This window comes from Yoonia sp. TsM2_T14_4 (assembly GCF_049602355.1).
GTDB classification, from domain to species: Bacteria; Pseudomonadota; Alphaproteobacteria; order Rhodobacterales; family Rhodobacteraceae; genus Yoonia; species Yoonia vestfoldensis_A.
In genome coordinates this window covers 1,494,030-1,518,758 of sequence record NZ_CP187137.1, presented here as the reverse complement: position 1 = coordinate 1,518,758, position 24,729 = coordinate 1,494,030, and the positions used below count along the sequence as shown (strand labels likewise).

Genomic DNA, 24,729 nt, shown 5'->3' with positions numbered 1-24,729 from the left:
GCGGGTGCGGGATGTAAGACCCCTCAGAACCAATCGGAACAGGTGTCCCATGCGCGCTGAAACGCAGAACAATGTCGATGCGATCCAGAAATCGTTGAACCTGCTGGCGCAACGGATGGATTATGAAACCGCCCGCTACCGGCTGGAAGAATTCGACGCGCGGGTCGAGGACCCGACATTGTGGGACGATCCCGACGCCGCGCAGAAACTGATGCGCGACCGGCAGGTGCTGGTCGATACATTGACCATGCATGATACGATCAAACAGGAACTGGCCGATAATATCGAACTGATCGAGATGGGCGAGATGGAAGGCGATGCCGACATCATCACCGAGGCTGAAGAGGCGCTCAAATCCCTGCGCGAGAAAGCCGCGCAAAAAGAGCTCGAGGCGCTGCTGGATGGCGAGGCGGATGCCAATGATACCTTCCTTGAAGTCAACGCAGGGGCGGGCGGCACCGAAAGCTGCGACTGGGCCAATATGCTGTCGCGCATGTATGTCCGCTGGGCCGAGAAAAAGGGCTACAAGGTCGAATTGCAATCCATGCAGTCGGGCGACGAGGCGGGGATCAAATCCGTCACTTATAAGATCATGGGCCACAACGCCTATGGCTGGCTGAAATCCGAAAGCGGCGTGCATCGGCTGGTCCGCATCTCGCCTTTTGATTCAGCGGCGAAACGGCATACGTCGTTCACATCGGTCAAGGTCTATCCCGTCGTCGATGACAATATCGAGATCGAGGTCAACCCCAGCGACATCCGCCTTGATACCTACCGGTCGTCCGGTGCGGGCGGCCAGCACGTCAACACCACCGATTCCGCTGTGCGGATCACCCACTTTCCAACTGGTATCGTGGTCACCTCCTCGGAAAAATCGCAGCACCAGAACCGCGATATCGCGATGAAGGCGTTGAAATCGCGGCTTTATCAGATGGAGCTGGATAAACGCTCTGCGCTGGTGAACGAGGCGCATGAAAACGCGGGCGATGCGGGCTGGGGCAACCAGATCCGGTCCTATGTGCTGCAACCCTATCAAATGGTCAAAGACCTGCGCACCGGGTTCGAGACATCGGACACCAAAGGCGTGCTGGACGGTGATCTGGACGGGCTAATGGGGGCGACGCTGGCGCTGGATATGTCGGGCAAGGGGCGGGACGCGGCCAACGCGGACTGATCAGGCTGGCTTGCCAAAAGCCGCCCTTGGGCGCAAGATTTGCGCATGACCCAGACTGGCATGATCAGCCACTCCGCCACCCCGCAGGTGCGTGACCTTGCGCTGGCTGACCTGCGTGCGGCGCTGCTGGCCGGGATCAAGGATTTCCGCAGAACCCCGCAATTCGGCCTGTTCTTTAGCGCAGTCTATGTGCTGGGTGGGTTCGGGATGCTGTCGTTGGGCGCGGGGCATGTGACATGGACGCTGGCGACCAGCCTTGGCTTTCCACTGATCGCCCCTTTCGCCGCCGCCGGTTTATACGAGGTCAGCCGCCGGATCGAGACGGGCCAGCCTTTGTCATGGCGCGCGGTGCTGGCCATCGTCTGGCAGGAACGCACCCGGCAATTGCCGTGGCTTGGCGCGATCATCGTGATTTATTTCCTGTTCTGGACCTTTCTGGCGCATATGATTTTCGCGTTGTTCATGGGGCTGAGCACGATGACCAACGTATCCCAAAGCTGGGAGGTGTTCCTGACCCCCACCGGCCTGACCATGATTGCCGTCGAACTGGCGGTTGGTGCCGTGCTGGCGTTTTTGCTGTTTGCGCTGACCGTGGTCAGCCTGCCTTTGGTGCTGGAGCGCGAGGTTGATTTTGTCACCGCGATGCTGATCAGCCTTGCCGTGGTGCGCCAGAACCCCGCTGTGACGCTGTGCTGGGCCGGCCTGATCGCCGCGCTGACGTTGCTGGCGCTGCTGCCGTGGTTTGTGGGGCTGATCGTGGTGCTGCCGGTGTTGGGCCACGCGACATGGCATCTGTATCGGCGGGCGTTGGATTTCGACGAAAAAGGGCGCCCCAAAGGACGCCCGTAATCAATCTATCTTCTCTGCAAAGCCTCAGGCCTTGTCGCCTTCGGCTGTGGGCAGCACGGGCATTTTTTGGCCACCTGAGGACAACGGGTCATCTTGCCGCTGCACGGAGCCTTCGAAATGTGCGCCCGATTCGATAGCGATCGTCTTGTGGATGATGTCGCCTTCGACCCGCGCGGTCGAGGTCAGCCGCACCTTGAGACCGCGGACACGACCGATCACGCGGCCATTGACCACGACGTCGTCGGCGATGATTTCGCCCTTGACCGTCGCGCTTTCGCCGACCGTCAGAAGATGGGCGCGGATGTCACCATCGACCTGACCTTCGATCTGGATATCACCAGTCGTTTTCAAATTGCCGGTGATCAGCAGATCCGACGACAGCATCGATGCCGGTGGCTTGGCCTTGGGCGGCGATGTTTTGAAATCAGGAACCGGGCTGCCGGTCTTGCTGGCATCCACCGTGGTGGCTGCGGGAGAATCGGCCACCTTTGGCCCGGGCTCATTGATTTTGGATTTAGAAAACATTCTGTCCAGCTCTTATATAAGTCATCGGATTGACGGGGTTACCATTGACGCGCACCTCGTAGTGAAGATGGGGCCCGGTCGAACGACCAGAATTTCCCATAGCACCAATTCGGTCGCCACGCGATACCCTTTGGCCAACCCGCACGTCAATTGTGTTCAGATGAGCATAGCGCGTCTCAAGGCCAAAATCGTGGCGGATGGTGATCAGGCGGCCATAACTGGATTCCCAGCCTGCCTTTACCACAACGCCATCAGCAGCGGCATGGATCGGCGTCCCGACCGGCCCCGCGAAATCAGTGCCTGCATGCAGCCGGCCCCAGCGTTGTCCAAAACCCGATGTCAGCCGGTAATTCGACCGTACCGGCATCGCGATCGGCAGTTTGTCGGCGGCGATCCGGTACAGGTTGATCCGGTCCATTGACGCAAGAATCGCATTGGCACGCAGGCTGTCGGGGTCCGGCTCGCCCGTTGCGGCGGTAAATTCGATGGGCGCCAGCGGACCACCGGTGCCGGAATAGCCGCGCCTGACCTGTTCGATCAGCGTGTCTGGGTTCATGCCAGCGGCGCGGAACACATTGTCCAGCGGTTCGACCGAGACCAGCATCGCTTCTTCCAATTGGCGAAAGATCTGGTCGTTGCGTTCCTGCAGCAGGCGCAATTCCAGTTGCATTTCCGCGGCCTGTTCGATGGCCATGCCTGCATCATCGGCGATTTGATCACGCTCGGCGGCGGTTTCGGCCAGCGCGCTGGCCAGCAGGTTGACGGTGCCGACAGCTTCGTCAGGCATCGACAGCGGTGTGCCGTTGTCGCCGGTCGCGGTCAGCATGGCGACCTGCTGGCGCGCTTCTTCGCGGGCTTTCATCGTGGTACGCAGGGTGGTCTGCACCACCTCCAGCCCTGTTTCCAGCTCGCGGCGCTTTTCCTCGGTGGCCAATAGTTCCGATTGCATGATCGAAATCTGTTCTAGCGCCATTTCAAACCGCGCATGGGCGGATGCCGCTTCGGCGGCGCGGTTATCGCGGTCGGATGACAGGATATTGAGCCGCTGTTCATAGGTCATCTGATCGCGCTGCGCCTGTGCGCGGAAATTGCCCGCCCCGATACTATCCATCAGCAGGATCGCGGTGGCGACGATGGTCCAGCCGACCACGATAGTGCTGCCCGCCCAAGCGACCAGTTGTGTTTCCGATGACAGGCGGATGAAACGCGTTTCGGTGTCTGACCGCAGGAAAAGCCGCTTTTCAGGGAACCATCGCTCGAGCGTGGCATGGATCGGTTTCATCAGTCTTGAACGCACCAGTTATCCACCTTGCTTGGCTATCAGACCTGCCCCGTTTCCCCACAAAAGGCAGTGCTGGACCGTGTTAGCCAGCCAAACGCCATGTCGCAACACCCAATCCCCGATTTTCGGCCCTAGGGGGAAAACACGCCAATCTGCGCAAAGTTCCGCCGAGACCTGCAGATCCGTGCCGGTCACGGCCGTCGCACCCTGCCGGATGGCGCGCGATTACAGCGCCTTGACCGCCGCCAGCACCGCGTCAACATGGCCGGAGACTTTGACCTTGGGCCAGACCTGCGCGATCTTGCCATCCGGCCCGATCAGGAATGTGGCGCGTTCGATGCCCATATAGGTCTTGCCATACATGCTTTTCTCGACCCAGGTGCCATAGCGTTCGCAGACATCGCCCGCCTCGTCCGACAACAGCGCGATTTTCAGGTCATGTTTGGCGACGAACTTGGCGTGCTTGGCCACGGAATCCTTGGACACGCCCAGCACCACGGCACCGGCGGCGGCAAAATCATCGACGCTTTGGGTGAAACCGATGGCTTCGGTGGTGCAGCCGGGTGTGTCGTCCTTGGGGTAGAAATACAGAACCACTGTCTTGCCCGCGAAATCGGACAGATTGACGATATCGCCGCCGTCGCGCGGCAGGCTGATTGCAGGCGCAGTGTCGCCGATGGCAGGGTGGGTCATGGCTGATGATCTCCGCTGAGGTTTTGATTGCCTTGTTTTAGTTCCATGGTGTCAAAGATAAAGGGACCAGTGACCCCATGGGCGGAGAATCCTTGCCAGATCCAATTCCAGAGCCAGTGCCAGACCAGCCGCAGCCAGCCGACCCCGTCCGCGCCCTATGGCCGCTGTCGCGTGTCCGCCTGGTGCTGCGCGGCGTGCTGCTGGTTTGTCTGATGCCGCTGGTCTTTGCGCTGGTGGCTGGCGTCATGATCATCGACCGCGAGATTACCGCCCCAAGCTGGATCACCGCGCAGGTGCAAGACCGCGGGACCGAAGTGCTGGATGGCGGGCGTTTGCGCTTTGCCGCGATATCGGTGCGGATCGGGCGCGACCTGCACCCGACCATCCGGCTGATCGACACCCAGCTGATCGACCGCAACGGGGCGCTGGTCACGCGGATACCGGTGGTCGAGGCTGACCTGTCCCCGCGCGGCGTGATCTTGCAACGCGCGGTACTGGTCCAACAGGTGCGCATCATCGGCGCACAGATCAACCTGCGCCGCGCGCGCGACGGCAGCCTTGGGCTGGCGCTGGGGGCCGGCAACCAGTTGCGCACACGCAGCCTGCCGGAATGGCTGGATGAAATTGATCTGTTCCTTGACCGGCCCGTGTTCGATGCCCTGCGCACAGCGCAGGTGTCCGGATTGATTGTCAATTACGATGACGCCCGCGCAAGGCGGAACTGGACCGTCGATGGCGGGCAGGTCGATCTGGACATGCGCGGCGGACAGTTGACGGTGCAGGCGGAACTGGCGCTGTTGTCGGGGCGGGCCGATGTGACCACGGCGCTGTTGTCCTATGCCAGCCCGCGCGACAGCCGTGCCGCCGATCTGGCAGTGACGATCAACAATATCGCGGCCAGCGATATCGCAGCGCAATCGCCGGCGCTGAACTGGCTGCGCGATGTGGCTGCGCCTTTGTCGGCCACATTGCGCACCACGCTTGATGAGACTGGCGCGCTGGGGGCGTTGCGGGCCTCGCTCGATATCGGGGCAGGGGTGCTGCAACCGACGCCCGCGTCCGACCCCGTGGGGTTCAGCGCCGCGCGGGCCGAGCTGACCTATGACCCGATTCTGGACCTGATCCGGTTCAGCGACATCGCGGTGCAAAGCGAATGGGGCAGCCTGCAGGCCAGCGGCGATGCCTATCTGCGCGATTTCGCCGATGGTCTGCCGCGCGCCTTGCTGGCACAATTCCAGCTGCGCGATGTGGCGCTGAACCCGCCGGGCCTGTTTGATGTACCACCGCTGATCGACGGGGCGAGCGTGGATCTGCGGTTGTCGCTTGACCCTTTCGTGGTTGATATCGGGCAGGCAATCGTGCGCGATGGTGCGTCGCGCGTCATGGCGCAGGGCCGGATCGCGGCCACGGATGCTGGCTGGCAGGTGGCGGTTGATGCTGTGATCGACGCGCTGGCGCCGGACCGGCTGCGCGCAGTTTGGCCCAACGGGTTTCGGCCCGGCACCCGCGACTGGTTTGACCGCAACATGCTTGCAGGCCAGTTGTCGGACCTGCATTTTGGCCTGCGTCTGGAGCCCGGACAGCCGCCCATTATCGCAGGCCATTTCAGCTTTGCCGATGCCGCCGTGCGGGTGATGCCTGCGCTGCCGCCGGTGACGCAGGCGCGTGGCACTGGGCATTTGATCGACCACCGCTTTGTGATCGTTGTGGATAACGGCATGATGATCGCGCCACACGGCGGGCCTATCCAGCTTGACGGCACCAGCTTTGCCATCGCGGACCTGCGCCAAAAGCCGGGCCTTGCGACGCTGGACCTGCAGGCACAAAGCCGCCTGCCAGACCTTTTGTCGGTGATCAATCAGCCGCCTTTCGCCTTTCTGGACAAGGCCGGTCTGCCTGTCACCATTGCCCAGGCCAATGCACAGGCGCAAGGCAGTGTGAACTGGCCCTTGCTCAAGCGCACACCACGCGAAATGGTGCGTTTCGACATCGGGGTCGATTTGACAGATATGCGCAGCGACCTGCTGGTGCCGGGGCGGGTGCTGACAGCGGCCGGCATGCAGGTGGCGGTCGATGAGACGGGCCTTTCGATCACTGGCCCCGTGCAGCTGGACGGTGTCGCCGCCGATGCGCAATGGACGCGCAGCTTTGCGCGTAATGCGCCGCGCGGTAGCCAGTTGCAGGCGGAGCTGATGATTTCGGACGCAGCTTTGCGCGCCTTCGGGGTCGCGTTGCCGCCCGGCATGATCAGCGGTGCCGCCGCCGCGCGGTTGCAGGTCACGCTGCAACCGGACGCGCCGCCGCAGTTCGTACTGACCTCTGATCTTGACGGGCTGCGGCTGGCGCTGCCGCCGATTGGCTGGGCCAAAGCCGCCGCGACCAAGGGCGATCTGCGCATCGAAGGCCGTCTTGGCCCTGTCCCCGAAATCACCCGCCTGTCGATCAGCGGTGGCGGCTTGCAAGCCGAAGGACGCATCACGATGGCCGCTGGTGGCGGCTTGGCGCAAGCGGCGTTTTCGCGGCTGCGCATCGGCAATTGGCTGGATGCGCCTGTCACCTTGAACGGGCGCGGTGCCGATCAGGCCCCCGCCATTGTGGTCCAAGGTGGCATGATCGACCTGCGCCGCGCGCGGTTCGGGGCTGGCGGCGGGGTGCAGGGCGGGGCGGGCGGCAGCCCGGTGCAGATCGCGCTGGACCGCCTGGTCGTGACCGAAGGCTTGGTGCTGACCGGATTTCGCGGCGATTTCACAAGCGTTGCGGGGTTCATCGGGCAATTCAGTGCGCGCATCAACGATTCCGCTGCTGTCACCGGCACCATCGCGCCGCGCGCCGGGCGGTCCGCGATCAGGCTGCGCAGCGATGATGCGGGCAATGTCTTGCTGGCCTCCGGGCTGTTTCGCAGCGCGATTGGTGGCACGCTCGACCTGACGCTTTTGCCTGCGGCGGATGCTGGCACTTTCGACGGGGTCTTGGCCGTCCGGTCGGTGCGGGTGCGCGATGCGCCGACCATCGCGGCCTTGCTGGATGCGATCAGCGTCGTGGGTCTGCTGCAACAGATGGACGGGCAGGGGCTGTCCTTTGACGAGGTCGATGTCCAGTTCCGCCTGACCCCCGATGAGGTCATCGTGTCGCAGGCCAGCGCGGTCGGTCCGGGGCTTGGCATTGCGGTCAACGGGATTTACACGCTGGCGGCCAAGGGGTTTGATTTGCAGGGTGTCGTGTCTCCGTTCTATCTGGTTAACAGCATCGGCGCGTTCCTGACCCGCAAGGGGGAGGGGCTGGTCGGCTTCAATTTCACCATCGCGGGGACACCGGATGCGCCGCGCGTTAGCGTAAACCCGCTGTCGGCATTGACCCCCGGCCTTTTCCGCGAAATTTTTCGCCGCCCGCCACCGGAGCTTATCCAATGAAACTGAGCGATTTTGATTTCGACCTGCCCGAGGCGCTGATCGCCACGCGTCCCGCGCGGCCACGATCCTCGGCGCGGTTGTTGCTCGCGCAGGGCGACCGGATCGCGGACCAGATCGTCACTGATCTGGTGGACATTCTGCAACCGGGCGACCGTCTGGTGCTGAACGACACCAAGGTGATCCCCGCGCGGCTGAACGGCACCCGCGCGCGGTCTGGCGAGGCGGGCGATACCAGCGCGCGGATCGAGGTAACCTTGCTGGAGCCGCGCGCCGATGGCAGCTGGTCGGCGCTGGTCAAGCCGCTGAAAAAGCTGCGTGACGGCGAGGTTGTGGTGTTTTCCGCCGATCTGTCCGCAACCATGACAGGGCGCGGTGACGGGCAGGCCTATCTGCAATTCAACTTGACGGGTGATGATTTCGACGCGGCGCTGAATGCCGTGGGGGCGATGCCCTTGCCGCCCTACATCGCGGCGAAACGTGCGGCGGATGCCGCCGACATGGATGATTACCAGACCTTTTGGGCAAAGCACGCAGGCGCTGTCGCGGCCCCCACCGCATCACTGCATTTTGACGGGCCCTTGTTGCAGGCCTTGGCGGCGCGCGGTGTGACGATGTCTTATGTGACCTTGCATGTGGGGGCTGGCACCTTTTTGCCGGTCAAGGTCGATGACGTAAGCGAGCACAAGATGCATGCCGAATGGGGCGAGGTGACAGCGACAGCCGCCGCCCAGATCAACGCCACCAAGGCGGCGGGCAAGCGCGTGATCCCCGTGGGGACAACCGCGCTGCGGCTGATCGAAAGCGCGGCCAAAGGCGGGCAATTGCAGCCCTGGACTGGGCCTACGGATATTTTCATCACGCCGGGTTTCACGTTCCAGATTGCGGACGGGCTGATGACCAATTTCCATCTGCCGAAATCCACGCTGATGATGCTGGTCTCGGCGCTGATGGGCATGGACCGGATCAAGGCGATCTATGCCCATGCCATTGCCGAACGCTACAGGTTCTTTTCTTACGGGGATGCGTCGCTTTTGTTACCTGACCGCGCGTGATTGTCGCCCCGGTTGCATTGCAATCCGGTTATGATCAGGTCACACGGCGGGCTTGGACCAAGCCCTAGGGGGACAGGATGTTTCAGGTATTAACAGGATCATGGGCTCTCTTTCTGGGGATGTTCCTGTTGATGGTGGGCAACGGGCTGCAAGGCACATTGCTGGGCCTGCGCGGCGAGATGGAAGGTTTCAGCACGCTGGCTTTGTCCGTCGTGATGTCGGCCTATTTTCTGGGATTCCTGTTTTCGTCACGTTTCACGCCTGAACTGATCCGCCGTGTCGGGCATGTGCGGGTGTTTGCGGCGATGGGGTCGATGATTTCGGCCGTGCTGATCTTGTATCCGACATTGGTGGACCCGATTGCCTGGACCGTCGGGCGGGTGATCATGGGGTTTTGTTTCTGTGGCGTCTATATCACTGCCGAAAGCTGGCTGAACGACGCGTCCAGCAATGCCAATCGTGGCAAGGCGCTGTCCCTTTACATGATCGTGCAGATGGCGGGGATCGTGTTCGCGCAATATGTCGTCAGTATCGGTGATGTGTCGGGCTATGTGATCTTTATCATCCCGTCGGTTCTGGTGTCGCTGGCCTTTGCGCCGGTGCTGTTATCGGCGCGCCCGATGCCCGCCTTTTCCGCGACCAAACCGATGAAGATCAAGGACCTGATCAAAACCTCGCCCTTGGGCTGTGCGGGCATGTTCCTGCTGGGCGGTGTGTTTGCCGCGCAATTCGGCATGTCGGCGGTGTACGGCAGCCGCGTAGGGCTGAGCGTGGGGGAAATTTCGTTCTTTATCTCGGCTATCTATGTGGCGGCTTTGGTGCTGCAATATCCGATCGGCTGGCTGTCTGACAGGATGGACCGGCGCAGGCTGATCATCTGGATCGCCATGCTGGGCGGTCTGGGGTCGCTGATCGCCTTTATCGTGCCGGGCAGCTTTTTGCTGATCATCCTCAGCGGGGCCATCGTGGGTGGCACGTCCAATCCGCTTTATGCGCTGCTGATCGCCTATACCAACGATTACCTCGAAAAAGAGGATATGGCAGCCGCATCCGGCGGGCTGTTGTTCATCAACGGGCTGGGCGCGATCATGGGGCCGTTGATCGTGGGTCTGATGATGGATGTGATCGGCGATAACGGGTTTTGGCTGTTCACCGCTGTTCTGATGCTGGGGGTTGGCATCTTTGGCATGGTACGGGCCACGCAGCGTGATCGCGGTGCGCTGGATCTGGATCAGGTGCCATATGCGCCGGTATCGGCCGGATCATCCGCCGTTGCTGTCGGTGTCGCGCAAGAGGTTTATCTGGACGCCGCCAGCGACGAAATCGCGGCCCGCACCGACTAGACCGCGCGAAATCGCGGCGCGTTTGCCACGAAGCTCTTGTCAGATCACGATTTGTCTGTTCCTTTGATCCGAGGGACAGCATCAGCGGGGGACGGGACAGTGACGCGCGAAGACGAGGTTCTGGCCTTCTGGCTTGATGAATGTTCCCCGGCGGATTGGTACAAATCCGATCCGGATTTTGATGCCCTGATCCGTGACCGTTTCGAACAGACATGGCAGGACGCGACCGAAGGGTCGCTGGGGCTGTGGTTGACCCATGCGACCGGCACGCTGGCCTATATCATCCTGACCGATCAATTCCCGCGTAACATGTTCCGCGACACGGCCAAGGCGTTTTCGACCGATTTTCTGGGTCTGGCTGCCGCCAAGATGGCGATTGACCGCAATTGGGACATGAAAATCGCAGAACCCGCGCGCCAGTTTTTCTATCTGCCGCTGATGCATTCCGAAACCCTGTCCGATCAGGACCGTGCTGTCCGTCTGATCCATTCACGGATGCCCGAAACCGGCGACAACAACCGCGACCATGCCCGCGCGCATCGCCGGATCATCCGTGATTTCGGGCGCTTTCCCTATCGCAACGCGGCCCTTGGGCGGCGCACCAGCCCTGCTGAACAGACGTTTCTGGATGCGGGCGGATATGGCTTTGCCCTGCGCGCGTTGCAGGAAAAACCGGCCTGAACTGCCTTGCATCCGCGCGATAGCTGATATGACCCAAGGTCACTGGAGGTCGCCGCCAAATTAGTTTAACGTTCAACTAATTCTGAACAGGGAGGGCCAGATGGCTGCGAAAAACTTTGATCTGATCGTTATCGGGGCTGGTCCCGGCGGTTATGTGGCCGCGATCCGAGCGGCACAGCTGGGCATGAATGTTGTGGTGGTCGAGCGCGAAAATCTGGGTGGGATTTGTCTGAACTGGGGCTGTATCCCGACCAAGGCGATGCTGCGATCCTCCGAAGTGTTCCATCTGATGCACCGCGCCAAGGAATTCGGCCTGAGCGTGGAAAAGGTCAGCTATGATCTGGACGCCGTGGTCAAACGTTCGCGCGGTGTGGCCAAGCAGATGGAAGGCGGCGTCAAGCATCTGCTCAAGAAAAACAAGGTCACCGTCATCATGGGCGAGGCGACGATCCCCGCCAAGGGCAAGGTCTCGGTGAAAACCGAAACCGGCACCGAGGAACTGACCGCCAAAAACATCGTGCTGGCCACCGGTGCGCGTGCGCGCAACCTGCCGGGGCTGGAGGCGGATGGCGCGCGTGTCTGGTCCTACCGCCACGCGCTGGTGCCACCGCATATGCCCAAAAAACTGCTGGTCATCGGATCGGGTGCCATCGGCATCGAATTTGCCAGCTTCTACAACACTTTGGGTGCCGAAACGACTGTGGTCGAAGTGATGGACCGCGTCCTGCCTGTCGAGGATGCAGAAATCAGCGCCTTTGCGAAAAAGCAATTCGTCAAGCAGGGCATGGTGATCATGGAAAAGGCGACGGTCAAACAGCTTGACCGCGCCAAGGACAAGGTCACTGCCCATATCGAAAGCGGCGGCAAGGTCGAGACGCGGGAGTTTGACACCGTGATCAGCGCCGTCGGTATCGTGGGCAATACCGAAGGGCTGGGGCTAGAGGCTTTGGGCGTCACGATCGACCGCACCCATGTGGTGACCGATGAATATTGCCGCACCGGGGTCGAAGGGCTTTATGCCATCGGCGATATCGCGGGCGCGCCATGGCTGGCGCATAAGGCGAGCCACGAAGGCGTGATGGTCGCCGAATTGATCGCGGGCAAACATGCCCATCCCGTCAAACCCGAAAGCATCGCAGGCTGCACCTATTGTCACCCGCAGGTCGCATCCGTCGGCTATACCGAGGCGAAGGCCAAGGAATTGGGCTATACTGTCAAGGTTGGAAAGTTCCCCTTTATCGGCAACGGCAAGGCCGTGGCCTTGGGCGAACCCGAAGGTCTGATCAAGACAGTGTTCGACGCCAAGACCGGCGAATTGCTCGGCGCGCATATGGTCGGCGCGGAAGTGACCGAACTGATCCAAGGCTATGTCATCGGTCGCCAGTTGGAAACCACCGAAGAAGACCTGATGAACACCGTTTTCCCGCATCCGACCCTGTCGGAAATGATGCATGAAAGCGTGTTGGATGCTTATGACCGCGTGATCCACATGTGACCCGTAGGTTGGGTTCAAACCCACCTTACCCCTGCCAAAGGCGCGGCTTGTCAATTGCAGGCCGCGCCTTAGGCCGTGCTTGCAAATAAATCTGTAAATGTTCTATGAATGTTCCGGAAAGCCATTGGACCGGCGCGCCTGTCGGCTTATGTGCAGGGCTTGGACGAGGGATGACCCATGGCAGAGCTGAAATATATCGCGGTGCGCGGCGCGCGCGAACATAACCTCAAGAACATCGATGTGGATATACCGCGCGACCAGCTTGTCGTGATCACCGGCCTGTCGGGGTCCGGCAAATCGTCGCTCGCCTTCGATACGATCTATGCCGAAGGGCAGCGGCGCTATGTGGAATCTCTGTCCGCCTATGCGCGCCAGTTCCTCGACATGATGGAAAAGCCCGATGTCGATCACATCAGCGGCCTCAGCCCCGCGATTTCCATCGAACAAAAGACCACCAGCAAGAACCCAAGGTCCACCGTCGGTACGATTACCGAAATCTACGATTATCTGCGTCTGCTGTTTGCCCGTGCCGGAACGCCCTATTCCCCCGCCACCGGCCTGCCGATCGAGGCCCAGCAGGTGCAGGATATGGTGGACCGTGTCATGGCCCTGCCCGAAGGCACGCGCGGCTATTTGCTGGCCCCGATCATCCGCGACCGCAAGGGCGAATACCGCAAGGAATTTCTGGACCTGCGCAAACAGGGCTTTCAGCGGGTCAAGGTGGACGGACAGTTCTATGAATTGGACGAACCGCCGACATTGGACAAGAAATTCCGCCATGACATCGACGTGGTCGTGGACCGGATCGTTGTGCGTGCGGGGCTGGAAACGCGGCTGGCGGACAGTTTTCGCACCGCACTTGACCTTGCCGACGGGATCACCGTGCTGGAAACCGCCCCCGCCGAGGGTGAGGGCGCGCCTGAACGCATCACGTTTTCGGAAAAATTCGCCTGTCCGGTGTCCGGTTTCACGATTCCTGAAATTGAACCGCGCCTGTTTTCCTTTAACGCGCCTTTTGGCGCTTGCCCCGATTGTGACGGGCTGGGGGTGGAATTGTTCTTTGACGAACAATTGGTCGTCCCCGATGTCACGCTGAAAATATCCGACGGTGCGCTGGCCCCGTGGCGCAAGGGCAAATCGCCCTATTTCCTGCAAACCATCGAATCCATCGCCAAACATTACGGGTTCAACAAGAACGCCCGCTGGAAAGACCTTGACCCAAAGGTGCACAATGTGTTCCTGCGCGGGTCCGGCTCCGAGGAAATCAAGTTCCGCTATGACGAAGGCGGGCGCGTCTATCAGGTTGAACGCCCTTTTGAAGGCGTGATCCCCAATATGGAACGCCGCTATCGTGAGACCGACAGTAACTGGATCCGCGAAGAATTCGAAGCTTATCAGAACAACCGGTCCTGCGGCACCTGCGGTGGTTACCGGTTGCGGGCCGAGGCGCTGGCGGTAAAGATCGGTGGCCAACATGTCGGCCAAGTCGTGCAGATGTCGATCAAGGAAGCCTATGACTGGTGCCTGACCGTCCCTGACAGCCTGAGCAAGCAAAAGAACGAAATCGCCGTCGCGATCCTGAAGGAAATCCGCGAGCGGCTGGGGTTTTTGAACAATGTCGGGTTGGATTATCTGACCCTGGCGCGCAATTCGGGTACTCTGTCAGGCGGCGAAAGCCAGCGCATCCGTCTGGCCAGCCAGATCGGGTCGGGGTTGCAAGGCGTGCTTTATGTGCTGGACGAGCCCAGCATCGGGCTGCACCAGCGCGACAATGACCGCCTGCTGACCACGCTGAAAAACCTGCGCGATCAGGGCAATACCGTGATCGTTGTGGAACATGACGAAGAGGCGATCCGCGAGGCCGATTATGTCTTTGACATCGGACCGGGGGCGGGCGTGCATGGCGGGCAGGTTGTGGCGCAAGGCACTCCGGCCGAGATCATGGCGAATGAAAATTCGATCACAGGGCTATATCTGACCGGCAAGCGCGAAATCGCCGTGCCCAAGACCCGCCGCAAGGGCAAAGGCAAAAAGATTACAGTGGTCAAGGCCAGCGGCAATAACCTGCACGATGTGACGGCGGATTTCCCGCTGGGCATGTTCGTGTGTGTCACCGGCGTATCGGGTGGCGGCAAATCCACCCTGACGATTGAAACCCTGTTCAAGAACGCGTCCCAGAAACTGAACGGGGCGCGCCAGACGCCTGCACCCTGCGAGACGATCAAAGGGTTCGAGCATCTCGACAAGGTCATCGACATCGACCAGCGCCCCATCGGGCGTACCCCACGGTCGAACCCTGCGACCTATACCGGCGCCTTCACCCCGATCCGCGACTGGTTTGCGGGTCTGCCCGAGGCCAAGGCGCGCGGCTACAAGCCGGGGCGGTTCAGCTTTAACGTCAAGGGGGGCCGCTGCGAGGCCTGCCAGGGCGACGGCGTCATCAAGATCGAGATGCATTTTCTGTCCGATGTCTATGTCACCTGCGAAACCTGCAAGGGCGCGCGCTATAACCGCGAAACGTTGGAGATCAAGTTCAAGGGCAAAAGCATCGCCGATGTGCTGGATATGACGGTGGAAGAAGCGCAGGGCTTTTTTACCGCTGTGCCGTCGATCCGCGAAAAAATGGATGCGCTGATGCGCGTAGGGCTGAGCTATATCAAGGTCGGCCAGCAGGCCACGACCCTGTCAGGCGGCGAGGCGCAGCGCGTGAAGCTGTCCAAGGAACTGGCGCGCCGGTCCACGGGACGCACGCTTTATATCCTTGATGAACCCACAACGGGCCTGCATTTCGAAGACGTGCGCAAGCTGCTGGAAGTGCTGCACGAACTTGTCGATCAGGGCAATTCGGTGGTGGTGATCGAACATAACCTTGATGTGGTCAAAACCGCCGATCATGTCATCGACATCGGCCCCGAAGGCGGCGATGGCGGCGGCCGGATCGTGGCGGTTGGCACGCCCGAACAGGTAGCCGAGGTCGCCGAAAGCCATACGGGGCGGTATCTGAAACCGATGCTGACACCGCGCAAGGTCGCGGCGGAGTAGGGACCACCCGATCCTTCGGGATCGGGCGGGCGCGCCGCGCGGGAGTATTTTTGGAAATAAGAAGTTACGGGCGCTGGCGTGTTTCAAACCGTGGCAGCATGGCAGAAAAGTCTTTGCCGCGCCCATCCTCGGTTTCGACGAAACGCGCGTAAAGCGCGGTGGCAGCCTGACCCAGTGGCGTGTCGGCTTGGGCCGCTTCGGCGGCCTGCTGGCTGAGGCGCAGGTCCTTGAGCATCAGTTCCGCGGCAAAACCGGGTTGATAGCCGTTGTCGGCGGGGCTGACAGGGCCGATGCCGGGGGCGGGGCAATAGCTGGTCATCGACCATGACGCGCCCGATGAGGTGCTGACCACATCGAACATCGCCTGCCGGTCAAGGCCCAGCTTGTCGGCCAGCGCGAAAGCTTCGCAGGTGGCGATCATTGTCACGCCGAGGATCATGTTGTTGCAGATTTTCGCGGCCTGCCCGTTGCCCGCCGCCCCGCAATGCACCGCCTTTTGCCCCATGATGGCAAACAGCGGTGCGACCGTCTCGAACGCGGGCAGCGGGCCGCCGGCCATGAAGGTCAGCGTGCCGTTTGTGGCGCCCCCGATCCCGCCCGAGACGGGCGCGTCGATGGCGTGCAGCCCGTGGGCTATTGCCTGTGTTGCGACGGTGCGCGCGCTGTCCACATCGACGGTCGAGCAATCCAGATGGATCGCACCCTGTTTCATCGCGGGATGGAGCTCTGCCGCGACTGCGCGCAGGATATTGCCATCGGGCAGCATGGTGATGACCACATCGGCGTCTTGCGCCGCCGCAGCCGCGCTGGGGGCCAGGGTCAGGCCAGTGGGCTGTGCCACGGGGTCAAAGCCTGTCACCTCATGGTCGCGCGCGAGGTTGGCGGCCATCGGCGCGCCCATATTGCCAAGCCCGATAAAGCCGATTTTCATGTTGCATCCTCCCAGATCAGTGCGTCCTTGCCCAAGGGGGCGGTCATCGCGGTGATGTCGTCGTATGTGTAATTTTGCCAGCGCGGGCTGCGGTCGCGGTCGATAATTGCGGCGCGGATGCCTTCGATGAAATCGCCCTGCGCGGCGCAGCGGAAAGTATAGCGGAATTCATGGTCCAGCGCTGTTTCGATCCGGGGGTCGCGCCGGACAGCGCCGATGATCCGCGCGGCCACGGCCATGGCCAGCGGTGCGTTATAGTCCAGCAATGGCAGCGCGTGATCGGCGAGCGTGCCACCCTGCGCTGCCAGCTTTGTGCGGATATCGGTGAGGTCAGGCGTGCCAAAGGCCGCGTCGATGGCTTTTTGCCAGTCTTTCAGGCGGCTTGGTGGCGGCGGGCTTGGTTGGATCGCCGCCACATTGCCTGTTGTGATCAGGACCGATTTCAGTGCCTCCCAAGAGGGGGCTGCGATGTAATGGTCGGCGAAACCGGCATGGATCGCATCGCCTGCATCCATCCTGTCGCCCGTCAGGCCCAGATAGCTTCCCAGATAGCCCTCTGCGCGCGCAAGGATCAGTGAGCCGCCCACATCCGGCACCAGCCCGATGCTGCATTCGGGCATGGCGATCCGGCTGTCATCACAGACAATCCGGTGGCTGGCGTGGCAGCCGATACCGACACCGCCGCCCATGGTGAAACCGTGCAGAAAGGTGACGATGGGTTTGGGGTAATGGTGGATTTTGCGGTTCAGCCGGTATTCGTCGCGCCAGAACCGCTGGCCATAGCCAAAATCGCGACGCTGCGCGCTGGCATACATATCTGCGATATCGCCACCCGAACAAAAGGCGCGATCCCCCGCGCCGTCGATCAAGATCAGGTCAACCAGATGGTCCGTGCGCCAGTCATCCAGCGCTGCCTCGATCGCGAGACACATGTCCCAGGTCAGCGCGTTCAGCGCCTTGGGCCGGTTCAGCGTGATCAGCCCCGCGCGCCCGTCCTTGCGGATGATGATGTCGCTCATCGGATCATTTGGCGCGCGGTGATCAGGCGCATAATCTCGTTCGTGCCTTCCAAAATCTGATGCACCCGCAGGTCGCGCACGATTTTCTCGATCCCGTAATCGGCCAGATAGCCATAGCCGCCGTGCAGTTGCAGGCATTGATCGGCCACCATGCTGCCGGTTTCGGTGCAGAGCTTTTTCGCCATGGCGCAGAATTTCGTGGCATCCGGCGCGCCCGTGTCGAGCTTCCACGCCGCTTGCCGCAGGAAGGTCCGCGCCGATTGCAGCGCGATTTCGGAATCCGCCAGCCGGAATTGCAGGCCCTGGAACTGGTCGAGCGATTGGCCAAAGGCTTTGCGGTCTTTCATATAGGCCAACGTCTGATCGAGCGCGCATTGCGCAGCCCCGATGGAACAGGCCGCGATATTCAGCCGCCCGCCGTCCAGCCCGGCCATCGCATAGCTGAACCCTTGGCCTTCGACCCCCAAAAGATTGCCCAAAGGTGTCGCGCAATCGTCAAGCTGTACCTGCCGCGTGGGTTGCGACCGCCAGCCCATCTTGTCCTCGAGCCCGCCGAACGACAGCCCGGGGGCGTCGCCTTCGATCAGGATCGCGCTGATCCCCTTGGGGCCTGCGTCGCCGGTGCGGGCCATCACGATATAGGCGTCCGAATAGCCACCGCCGGAAATGAAGGCCTTGGTGCCGGTCAGCAGATAGGTTTCATTGTTGCAGGTCGCGCGGGTTTTCAGCGCCGCGGCGTCAGAGCCAGAGCCGGGTTCGGTCAGGCAATAGGACAGGATCAGGTCCATCGACAAAGCGCGCGGCAGGATGCGCGCCTTGAGATCATCGGACCCATAGCTGTCGATCATCCGCGCGCACATGTTGTGGATTGATAAAAACGCCGCGACGGACGCGCAGGAGTATGACAACGCCTCGAACACCAGTGTCGCGTCAAGGCGCGACAGGCCCGCGCCGCCGCTGTCCTCGGACACATAAAGCCCGCCGAACCCAAGCTCGGCCAGTTTCGGCCACAGGGCTTTGGGGATGGTGCCGTCGCTATCCCAGTCACGCGCAAAGGGCGCGATATGCTCTTGCCCGAAGGCCAGCGCCATGTCGAAAATTGCGGATTGTTCCTCGGTCAGCGCAAAGTCCATGGTGCCTCTCCCAGCAAGAAATGAACACTTGTTTAATTATTGCGCGCCTGCGGGTGGTTTGGCAAGGGCGGCGTGCGCCCTTGCCGACAAGTTCATTCCATCAGCGGGATGGAAAAGGCGCTACCGTCCTTGATGCCCGATGGCCAGCGCGAGGTGATCGTCTTGGTACGGGTGTAGAATTTGAACGCATCCGGCCCGTGCTGGTTCAGATCGCCGAACATGGATTTCTTCCAGCCACCAAAGGTGTGATAGGCCAAAGGCACGGGGATCGGCACGTTGATGCCCACCATACCGATATTGATCCGGTTGGCGAAATCGCGCGCGGCGTCGCCGTCGCGGGTGAAAATCGCGGTGCCATTGCCATATTCATGGTCCATTGCCAGACCCAAGGCTTCTTCATAGTTTTGGGCGCGCACGACGGACAGGACGGGGCCAAAGATTTCCTTGGTGTAGATGTCCATGTCCTTGGTCACCTGGTCAAACAGATGCGGGCCGACAAAGAAACCGTCCTCATAACCCTGCAATTTGAAATCGCGGCCATCGACAACCAGATCGGCGCCTTGGGCCACGCCGCTTTCGATCAGTTTGAGGATGTTTGCCTTGGCGGCGGCGGTCACGACAGGGCCGTAATCGACGTCATTGCCCGATGTATAAGGGCCGACCTTCAGCGCCTCGATGCGGGGGACCAGTTTTTCGATCAAGCGGTCGGCGGTTTCATCACCCACGGGGACAGCGACCGAAATCGCCATGCAGCGTTCGCCTGCAGCACCGTAGCCCGCGCCGATCAGCGCATCGGCGGCTTGGTCCATATCGGCATCGGGCATGATGATCATATGGTTCTTGGCACCGCCGAAACATTGCACGCGCTTGCCGTTGGCGCAGCCGCGGCCATAGATATATTCCGCGATGGGGGTGGACCCGACGAACCCGATCGACTGGATCACGTCATGGTCAAGGATCGCATCCACCGCTTCTTTGTCGCCGTTGACGACTTGCAGGATGCCTTTTGGCAGGCCCGCTTCTTCCATCAATTCGGCCAGCATCAAGGGGACCGACGGGTCACGTTCGGAGGGTTTGAGGATAAACGCATTGCCGCAGGCAATCGCAGGGGCGAACATCCACATCGGGATCATGGCGGGAAAGTTGAAGGGCGTGATGCCGGCGGTGACACCCAGCGCCTGTTTCATCGAATACATATCAATGCCGGGGCCGGCGCTGTCGGTGAATTCACCTTTCAGCAGCTGTGGCGCGCCGATGCAATATTCGACAACCTCCAAGCCGCGCACGACGTCGCCCTTGGCGTCGGGGATGGTCTTGCCATGTTCACGCGACAAAGCCTCGGCCAGCTTGTCCATGTCGCGGTTCAAAAGGCCGACAAAGGCCATCATCACCCGCGCACGGCGTTGGGGATTGACCTTGGCCCATTTGGGCTGTGCCTCGGCGGCGATCTGCACGGCCTTGTCCATCTCGGCGGCATTGGCCAGCGGCACGCGCGCCTGCACTTCGCCGGTCGCCGGGTTATAGACATCGGCAAAGCGGCCCGACGTGCCTTTGACATGTGCGCCGCCGATGTAATGAGTCAGTTCCTGCATAGCATCCTCCATTGGGTTTGGCGGACTATAGCCTTGCGTTTTTGTCCGTAAAAGAGACAATATACCAAAATCATTTTGCATTAATGCAGGACAGAATGGATAATTGGGATGACATGCGGGTGTTTCTGGCCGTTGCGCGGATGGAAAGCCTGTCTGCGGCAGCCCCGCTGACGAAAATGGACCCGGCCACCCTTGGCCGCCGGATCACGCGGCTGGAACGCAGCCTTGGGGCGGCTTTGTTTGTGAAATCGCCCCAAGGCTACGCGCTGACCGATCTGGGAGAGCGTTTGCGCGACCGCGCCGCCGATGCTGAAACGCAATTCGCGCTTGCCATCGAGGAAACGCGCGGGGGCGCCACGGCGCTGACCGGCCAAATCCGTATTGGTGCGCCTGACGGTGTTGCCAATTTCCTGCTGCCGCAGGTCTGTGCGGCGCTGCAACGCGACAATCCCGATCTGGAAATGCAGGTGCTGGCCTTGCCGCGTGTCGTCAACCTGTCGCGGCGCGAAGCTGATATGGCGATCACCGTCAGCCCGCCCGCCGCAGGCCAGCTGATCGTGCAAAAGATCACTGATTACCAGCTGCATCTGGCGATGCGCGCCGATGCGCCCCCCGCCGAAACGCTGGATGATCTGCGCGGGCGGCCTGTCGTTGGCTATATCCCCGATATGATTTTTGACAAGGAACTGGATTATCTGGGGGCCTTGGGGGCAGGGGGGGTACAGCTTGCGTCCAATTCGGTCGCGGTGCAGTTGCAGATGATCCGCGCGGCGGGCGTGGGCATCGTGCATGATTTCGCGCTGCCCTTTGCGCCTGAATTGCGGCGCATCCTGACCGACAAGGTATCGCTGACGCGGACCTTGCATCTGGTGCGGCACAAATCGGCGCGGCAATCGGACCGGCTGACGCGGGTTGCCAGCGCGCTCAGCGCGGGGCTGCTGGCCGAGGTGGCGCGGCTTGAACGTATCGCGTGCTTGACAGATGCGCCTGCGGTTTGTCAGGCTGAAGTAACGTCAGCGGATGGGGGGAACACATCATGATCGTCGGGCAAATCCTGAAAACCAAAGCCGATATGGGTGTTGTCTCGGTCAATCCGACCGATATGGTGACCGTTGCCGTGACGCTGTTGTCACAAAACCGGATCGGGACAGTGGTTGTGTCTGGTGACGGTGTCACGCTGGACGGTATCCTGTCGGAACGCGACATCGTGCGCGAATTGGGCAAACGTGGCGTGTCCTGTCTGTCTGCGCCCGTGTCAGAGATAATGACAGCCAAGCTGACCACCTGCACCACCGCCGACAGTGCCGATCTGGTGTTGCAGATGATGACCGAAGGCCGGTTTCGCCACCTGCCGGTGATGGACAACGGCACGATGATCGGGCTGATTTCCATCGGTGATGTGGTCAAGGCGCGCCTGTCGGAATTGTCGATGGAAAAAGACGCGCTCGAAGGGATGATCATGGGCCATTAGGCGGTTCATGTTTTCCTGCAAACCTCCTTGGCCCGTTGCAATCCGCCGCGCGATAGTGTTGCTTGCGCGCAATATTCTTTCTTCCAGAGGTGCCTTATGCGCGTAGGTCTTTATCCCGGAACCTTTGATCCGGTCACGCTGGGCCATCTTGATATTGTGCGGCGGGCGGCATCGCTGGTAGACCGGCTGGTCATCGGCGTGGCGATCAATCGCGACAAAGGCCCGATGTTCACGCTGGAAGAACGCGTGGCCATGGTCGAAGCCGAATGTGTTCCGCTGGGCCGCGACGTTGGCTGTGAAATTATCGTGCATCCGTTCGAAAACCTGCTGATCACCTGCGCCCATGATGTGGGGGCCAATGTGATCATCCGTGGCCTGCGGGCTGTTGCGGATTTCGAATATGAATACCAGATGGTTGGCATGAACCGGATATTGGACGATTCGATTGAAACCGTGTTCCTGATGGCCGAGGCCGAACATCAGGCGATCGCGTCGAAACTGGTCAAGGAAATCGCGCGCTTGGGTGGTGATGTGTCGAAATTCGTCACCCCCGCTGTGAATGACGCCCTGATCGCGCGCCTGCGCGGCTAGGCGCACAAAAAAGCCGGCCCCGAAGGGGACCGGCTCTTTGTTACAAAAACGGTTTGATTACAAAAGCTTGCCCATTGCAACAGCTGTATCCGCCATGCGGTTGGAAAAGCCCCATTCGTTGTCATACCACGACAGGATCCGCACCATATTGCCATCGAGCACCTTGGTCTGGTCCAGATGGAAGATCGACGAATGCGGATCGTGGTTGAAATCGGAGCTGACCATCGGCAGCGCGGTATAGCCAAGGATACCTTTCAACGGGCCATCGGCGGCTGCGATGATCGCGTTGTTGATTTCCTCGGCAGTGGTCGCGCGTGATGCTTCGAATGTCAGATCGACCACCGACACATTCGGCGTCGGCACGCGGATCGCCACACCGTCCAGCTTGCCATTCAGTTCCGGCAGCACCAGCCCCACGGCCTTGGCCGCACCGGTCGAGGTCGGGATCATCGACAGGGCCGCAGCGCGCGCCCGGTACAGATCCTTGTGCATTGTGTCCAACGTCGGCTGGTCGCCCGTGTAGCTGTGGATCGTGGTCATGAAACCTTTGGTGATCCCCACGGCATCGTTCAGCACCTTGGCGACCGGCGACAGGCAGTTCGTGGTGCAGGACGCGTTCGAGACGATGATATCATCCTTGGTCAGCGACTGGTGGTTCACGCCAAAGACGATTGTCTTGTCGGCATCAGTGCCGGGGGCGGAAATCAGGACGCGTTTTGCACCGGTGGACAGATGCGCCTGACACGATTGCTTGCTGGTGAAAATCCCCGTGCATTCCAGCACCACATCGACATCGCCCCATGGCAGGTCAGCCGGATTGCGGATCGCGGTCACGGCAATCGGGCCACGGCCTGCGTCGATGCTGGTTTCGGTCGTCGTCACAGTGCCGGGGAACCGGCCATGCACCGAATCGAACCGCAGCAGATGCGCATTGGTTTCCACCGGCCCAAGGTCGTTGATCGCCACCACCGTGATATCGGTGCGACCGGATTCGATGATAGCGCGCAAGATGTTGCGGCCGATCCGGCCAAATCCGTTGATAGCTACTTTGACGGCCATGGTTGATCCTCCTTGGGGATGAATGTTGGCGCTAACATTGCGATTTATCGCAAAAGGTCAACTGCCGATCCCCATCCGGTCAGCGCCAAAAGGCGAGATATTCCGTCAAATCGACGAATTTGCGCAAGCTGAAGGTGAAAGCCTGCCAATCGTTCGCCAGCCCGTCATAGGCCAGCGCCGCCCCGATCAGCACAAGAAGAAAAACCGCGATCCCATTCGTCATGCCACAGGTCTAGCAATGACTGCGCTTATTGCAAGCGCCCCATGGTTGCAGCGACATCGGCCATGCGCGCCGAAAAGCCCCATTCATTGTCATACCATGCCAGCACCCGCACCGTGCGCCCGCCGACGACTTTGGTCTGGTCGGGGGCAAAGATGCAGCTTTGTGTGGTGTGGTTGAAATCGATGCTGACCTTGGCTTCGTCATCATAGGCCAGGACCATGCCCATATACCCGCCTGCGGCCTCGGCCACGATGGCGTTGACTTCTGCCACGCTGACGGATTTGCCCGCCTCGAATGTCAGATCCACGGCGCTGACATTGGGGGTGGGCACGCGCATCGCGGTGCCGTCAAGCTTGCCTGCCAGTTCGGGCAACACCTCGCCCAAGGCTTTGGCGGCACCCGTTGATGTCGGGATCATCGCCATTGCGGCAGCGCGTGCGCGATACAGATCGTCATGCCGGCGGTCCAATGTCGGCTGGTCACCGGTATAGCTGTGGATCGTGGTCATGATGCCGCGTTCGATCCCGATGGCATCGTTCAAGACCTTGGCCAGCGGGGCAAGGCAATTGGTGGTGCAGGACCCGTTCGACACCAGCCGTTCGGTCGCCAGCAGGTCGCGGTGATTGACGCCGTAAACCACCGTGCGGTCCACGTTTGTGGCAGGCGCCGAGATCAGCACCTTGCGCGCGCCACGGTCCAGATGCACGGCAGCCTTGTGGCCGTCGTTGAACTTGCCGGTGCATTCGAGCACGACATCAACGCCGTCCCAATCCAGCGTGGCGGGGTCATAGCTTGACATCACGTCGATGGGGCCGCGCCCAAGGTCGAGCGTATTGCCTTTAACACTCACCGGATGGCCGAACCTGCCATGCACGGAATCGTATTTCAGCAGATGCGCATTGGTGGCGATGGGACCGGTGGCGTTGATCTTGACGACCTGCACGTCATTGCGTCCCGCTTCGGTGATATGCGCCAATGTGCAGCGTCCGATGCGGCCAAACCCGTTGATCCCGATGGTGATTGTCATGTGGCACCCCTATGTCTGCATGCGTCGTGCAGATTGTATGCCGCGGTGTCCAGAAAAAAGTGACTTGTTGTCAGGGTGTTAACGGTAACAGACGGGTTTTTGTGCTGTTACCGCTAAATGTTTGCGCCAACATTCGG

Annotated in this window: 21 protein-coding genes; 11 read left to right on the top strand and 10 right to left on the bottom strand. The window is 61.0% G+C overall.

Annotated features, from left to right (window positions below; all coding sequences use genetic code 11):
* The first annotated feature begins 49 nt into the window (after nucleotides 1-49).
* A complete protein-coding gene (gene prfB / locus ACPF9B_RS07435) occupies nucleotides 50-1,174 on the top strand; it encodes a peptide chain release factor 2 (protein WP_007204516.1) in 1,125 nt (374 codons plus the stop codon).
* A 45-nt stretch (nucleotides 1,175-1,219) separates the two neighbouring features.
* Entirely contained in the window at nucleotides 1,220-2,023 is an 804-nt protein-coding gene (locus ACPF9B_RS07430) for a DUF2189 domain-containing protein (RefSeq protein ID WP_424176434.1), read from the top strand.
* Nucleotides 2,024-2,047: 24 nt separating this feature from the next.
* On the opposite strand, the gene ACPF9B_RS07425 is transcribed toward ACPF9B_RS07430, so the two are convergent.
* From ACPF9B_RS07425 to bcp, 3 genes are all read right to left on the bottom strand, one after another.
* Nucleotides 2,048-2,548: a bactofilin family protein gene (locus ACPF9B_RS07425; RefSeq protein WP_007204518.1), complete on the bottom strand. Its 501-nt coding sequence runs from the start codon at nucleotides 2,546-2,548 to the stop codon at nucleotides 2,048-2,050.
* Nucleotides 2,538-3,830 (bottom strand): DUF5930 domain-containing protein, encoded by a 1,293-nt coding sequence (locus tag ACPF9B_RS07420; RefSeq protein ID WP_424180380.1) that lies wholly within the window; start codon nucleotides 3,828-3,830, stop codon nucleotides 2,538-2,540. Before ACPF9B_RS07420 ends, ACPF9B_RS07425 begins: the two co-directional genes overlap by 11 nt.
* Before the next feature lie 225 nt (nucleotides 3,831-4,055).
* Complete coding sequence (gene bcp, locus ACPF9B_RS07415) at nucleotides 4,056-4,523, bottom strand: thioredoxin-dependent thiol peroxidase (RefSeq protein WP_007204520.1); 468 nt, start codon at nucleotides 4,521-4,523, stop codon at nucleotides 4,056-4,058.
* A gap of 92 nt (nucleotides 4,524-4,615) precedes the next feature.
* Between bcp and ACPF9B_RS07410 the strand changes: the two genes are divergently transcribed.
* From ACPF9B_RS07410 to uvrA, 6 genes are all read left to right on the top strand, one after another.
* Nucleotides 4,616-7,933: a DUF3971 domain-containing protein gene (locus ACPF9B_RS07410; RefSeq protein WP_424176431.1), complete on the top strand. Its 3,318-nt coding sequence runs from the start codon at nucleotides 4,616-4,618 to the stop codon at nucleotides 7,931-7,933.
* Nucleotides 7,930-8,985 (top strand): tRNA preQ1(34) S-adenosylmethionine ribosyltransferase-isomerase QueA, encoded by a 1,056-nt coding sequence (gene queA, locus ACPF9B_RS07405; protein ID WP_424176429.1) that lies wholly within the window; start codon nucleotides 7,930-7,932, stop codon nucleotides 8,983-8,985. Before ACPF9B_RS07410 ends, queA begins: the two co-directional genes overlap by 4 nt.
* Nucleotides 8,986-9,062: 77 nt before the next feature.
* Entirely contained in the window at nucleotides 9,063-10,328 is a 1,266-nt protein-coding gene (locus tag ACPF9B_RS07400) for an MFS transporter (RefSeq protein ID WP_040482766.1), read from the top strand.
* A 99-nt stretch (nucleotides 10,329-10,427) separates the two neighbouring features.
* Nucleotides 10,428-11,009: a DUF924 family protein gene (locus ACPF9B_RS07395; protein ID WP_424176427.1), complete on the top strand. Its 582-nt coding sequence runs from the start codon at nucleotides 10,428-10,430 to the stop codon at nucleotides 11,007-11,009.
* Between the two features lie 100 nt (nucleotides 11,010-11,109).
* The gene (lpdA, locus tag ACPF9B_RS07390; protein ID WP_424176425.1) at nucleotides 11,110-12,504 is read left to right on the top strand and encodes a dihydrolipoyl dehydrogenase; all 1,395 of its coding nucleotides are present in this window, start codon (nucleotides 11,110-11,112) and stop codon (nucleotides 12,502-12,504) included.
* Between the two features lie 177 nt (nucleotides 12,505-12,681).
* Nucleotides 12,682-15,546 carry an excinuclease ABC subunit UvrA gene (gene uvrA, locus ACPF9B_RS07385; protein ID WP_007204526.1) on the top strand — a complete coding sequence of 955 codons (2,865 nt, stop codon included), beginning with the start codon at nucleotides 12,682-12,684 and terminating at the stop codon, nucleotides 15,544-15,546.
* Nucleotides 15,547-15,610: 64 nt separating this feature from the next.
* Here uvrA and mmsB read toward each other — a convergent pair whose 3' ends face one another.
* The 4 genes from mmsB to ACPF9B_RS07365 form a co-directional block, all read right to left on the bottom strand.
* Complete coding sequence (gene mmsB / locus ACPF9B_RS07380) at nucleotides 15,611-16,477, bottom strand: 3-hydroxyisobutyrate dehydrogenase (protein WP_424176422.1); 867 nt, start codon at nucleotides 16,475-16,477, stop codon at nucleotides 15,611-15,613.
* Nucleotides 16,474-17,496 carry an enoyl-CoA hydratase/isomerase family protein gene (locus tag ACPF9B_RS07375; protein ID WP_424176420.1) on the bottom strand — a complete coding sequence of 341 codons (1,023 nt, stop codon included), beginning with the start codon at nucleotides 17,494-17,496 and terminating at the stop codon, nucleotides 16,474-16,476. Before ACPF9B_RS07375 ends, mmsB begins: the two co-directional genes overlap by 4 nt.
* Nucleotides 17,493-18,629, bottom strand: coding sequence for an acyl-CoA dehydrogenase family protein (locus ACPF9B_RS07370; protein WP_424176418.1), 1,137 nt, complete (start codon nucleotides 18,627-18,629; stop codon nucleotides 17,493-17,495). The genes ACPF9B_RS07375 and ACPF9B_RS07370 overlap by 4 nt, the downstream gene beginning before the upstream one ends.
* A gap of 92 nt (nucleotides 18,630-18,721) precedes the next feature.
* On the bottom strand, nucleotides 18,722-20,221 hold the full coding sequence (locus tag ACPF9B_RS07365) for a CoA-acylating methylmalonate-semialdehyde dehydrogenase (RefSeq protein WP_424176416.1): 1,500 nt from the start codon (nucleotides 20,219-20,221) through the stop codon (nucleotides 18,722-18,724).
* A 95-nt stretch (nucleotides 20,222-20,316) separates the two neighbouring features.
* Here ACPF9B_RS07365 and ACPF9B_RS07360 point away from each other — a divergent pair, with 95 nt between their 5' ends.
* From ACPF9B_RS07360 to coaD, 3 genes are all read left to right on the top strand, one after another.
* Nucleotides 20,317-21,261: a LysR family transcriptional regulator gene (locus tag ACPF9B_RS07360; protein ID WP_424176414.1), complete on the top strand. Its 945-nt coding sequence runs from the start codon at nucleotides 20,317-20,319 to the stop codon at nucleotides 21,259-21,261.
* A complete protein-coding gene (locus ACPF9B_RS07355; protein ID WP_424176412.1) occupies nucleotides 21,258-21,692 on the top strand; it encodes a CBS domain-containing protein in 435 nt (144 codons plus the stop codon). The genes ACPF9B_RS07360 and ACPF9B_RS07355 overlap by 4 nt, the downstream gene beginning before the upstream one ends.
* Before the next feature lie 96 nt (nucleotides 21,693-21,788).
* Nucleotides 21,789-22,283 carry a pantetheine-phosphate adenylyltransferase gene (coaD, locus tag ACPF9B_RS07350; RefSeq protein ID WP_007204533.1) on the top strand — a complete coding sequence of 165 codons (495 nt, stop codon included), beginning with the start codon at nucleotides 21,789-21,791 and terminating at the stop codon, nucleotides 22,281-22,283.
* A 57-nt stretch (nucleotides 22,284-22,340) separates the two neighbouring features.
* Here the strand turns inward: coaD and gap (ACPF9B_RS07345) are convergent, their stop codons facing one another.
* The 3 genes from gap (ACPF9B_RS07345) to gap (ACPF9B_RS07335) form a co-directional block, all read right to left on the bottom strand.
* Nucleotides 22,341-23,342, bottom strand: coding sequence for a type I glyceraldehyde-3-phosphate dehydrogenase (gene gap / locus ACPF9B_RS07345; protein WP_007204534.1), 1,002 nt, complete (start codon nucleotides 23,340-23,342; stop codon nucleotides 22,341-22,343).
* A gap of 79 nt (nucleotides 23,343-23,421) precedes the next feature.
* Nucleotides 23,422-23,565, bottom strand: coding sequence for a hypothetical protein (locus ACPF9B_RS07340; RefSeq protein WP_007204535.1), 144 nt, complete (start codon nucleotides 23,563-23,565; stop codon nucleotides 23,422-23,424).
* Between the two features lie 25 nt (nucleotides 23,566-23,590).
* On the bottom strand, nucleotides 23,591-24,592 hold the full coding sequence (gene gap, locus ACPF9B_RS07335) for a type I glyceraldehyde-3-phosphate dehydrogenase (protein ID WP_424176409.1): 1,002 nt from the start codon (nucleotides 24,590-24,592) through the stop codon (nucleotides 23,591-23,593).
* Nucleotides 24,593-24,729 lie beyond the last annotated feature (137 nt).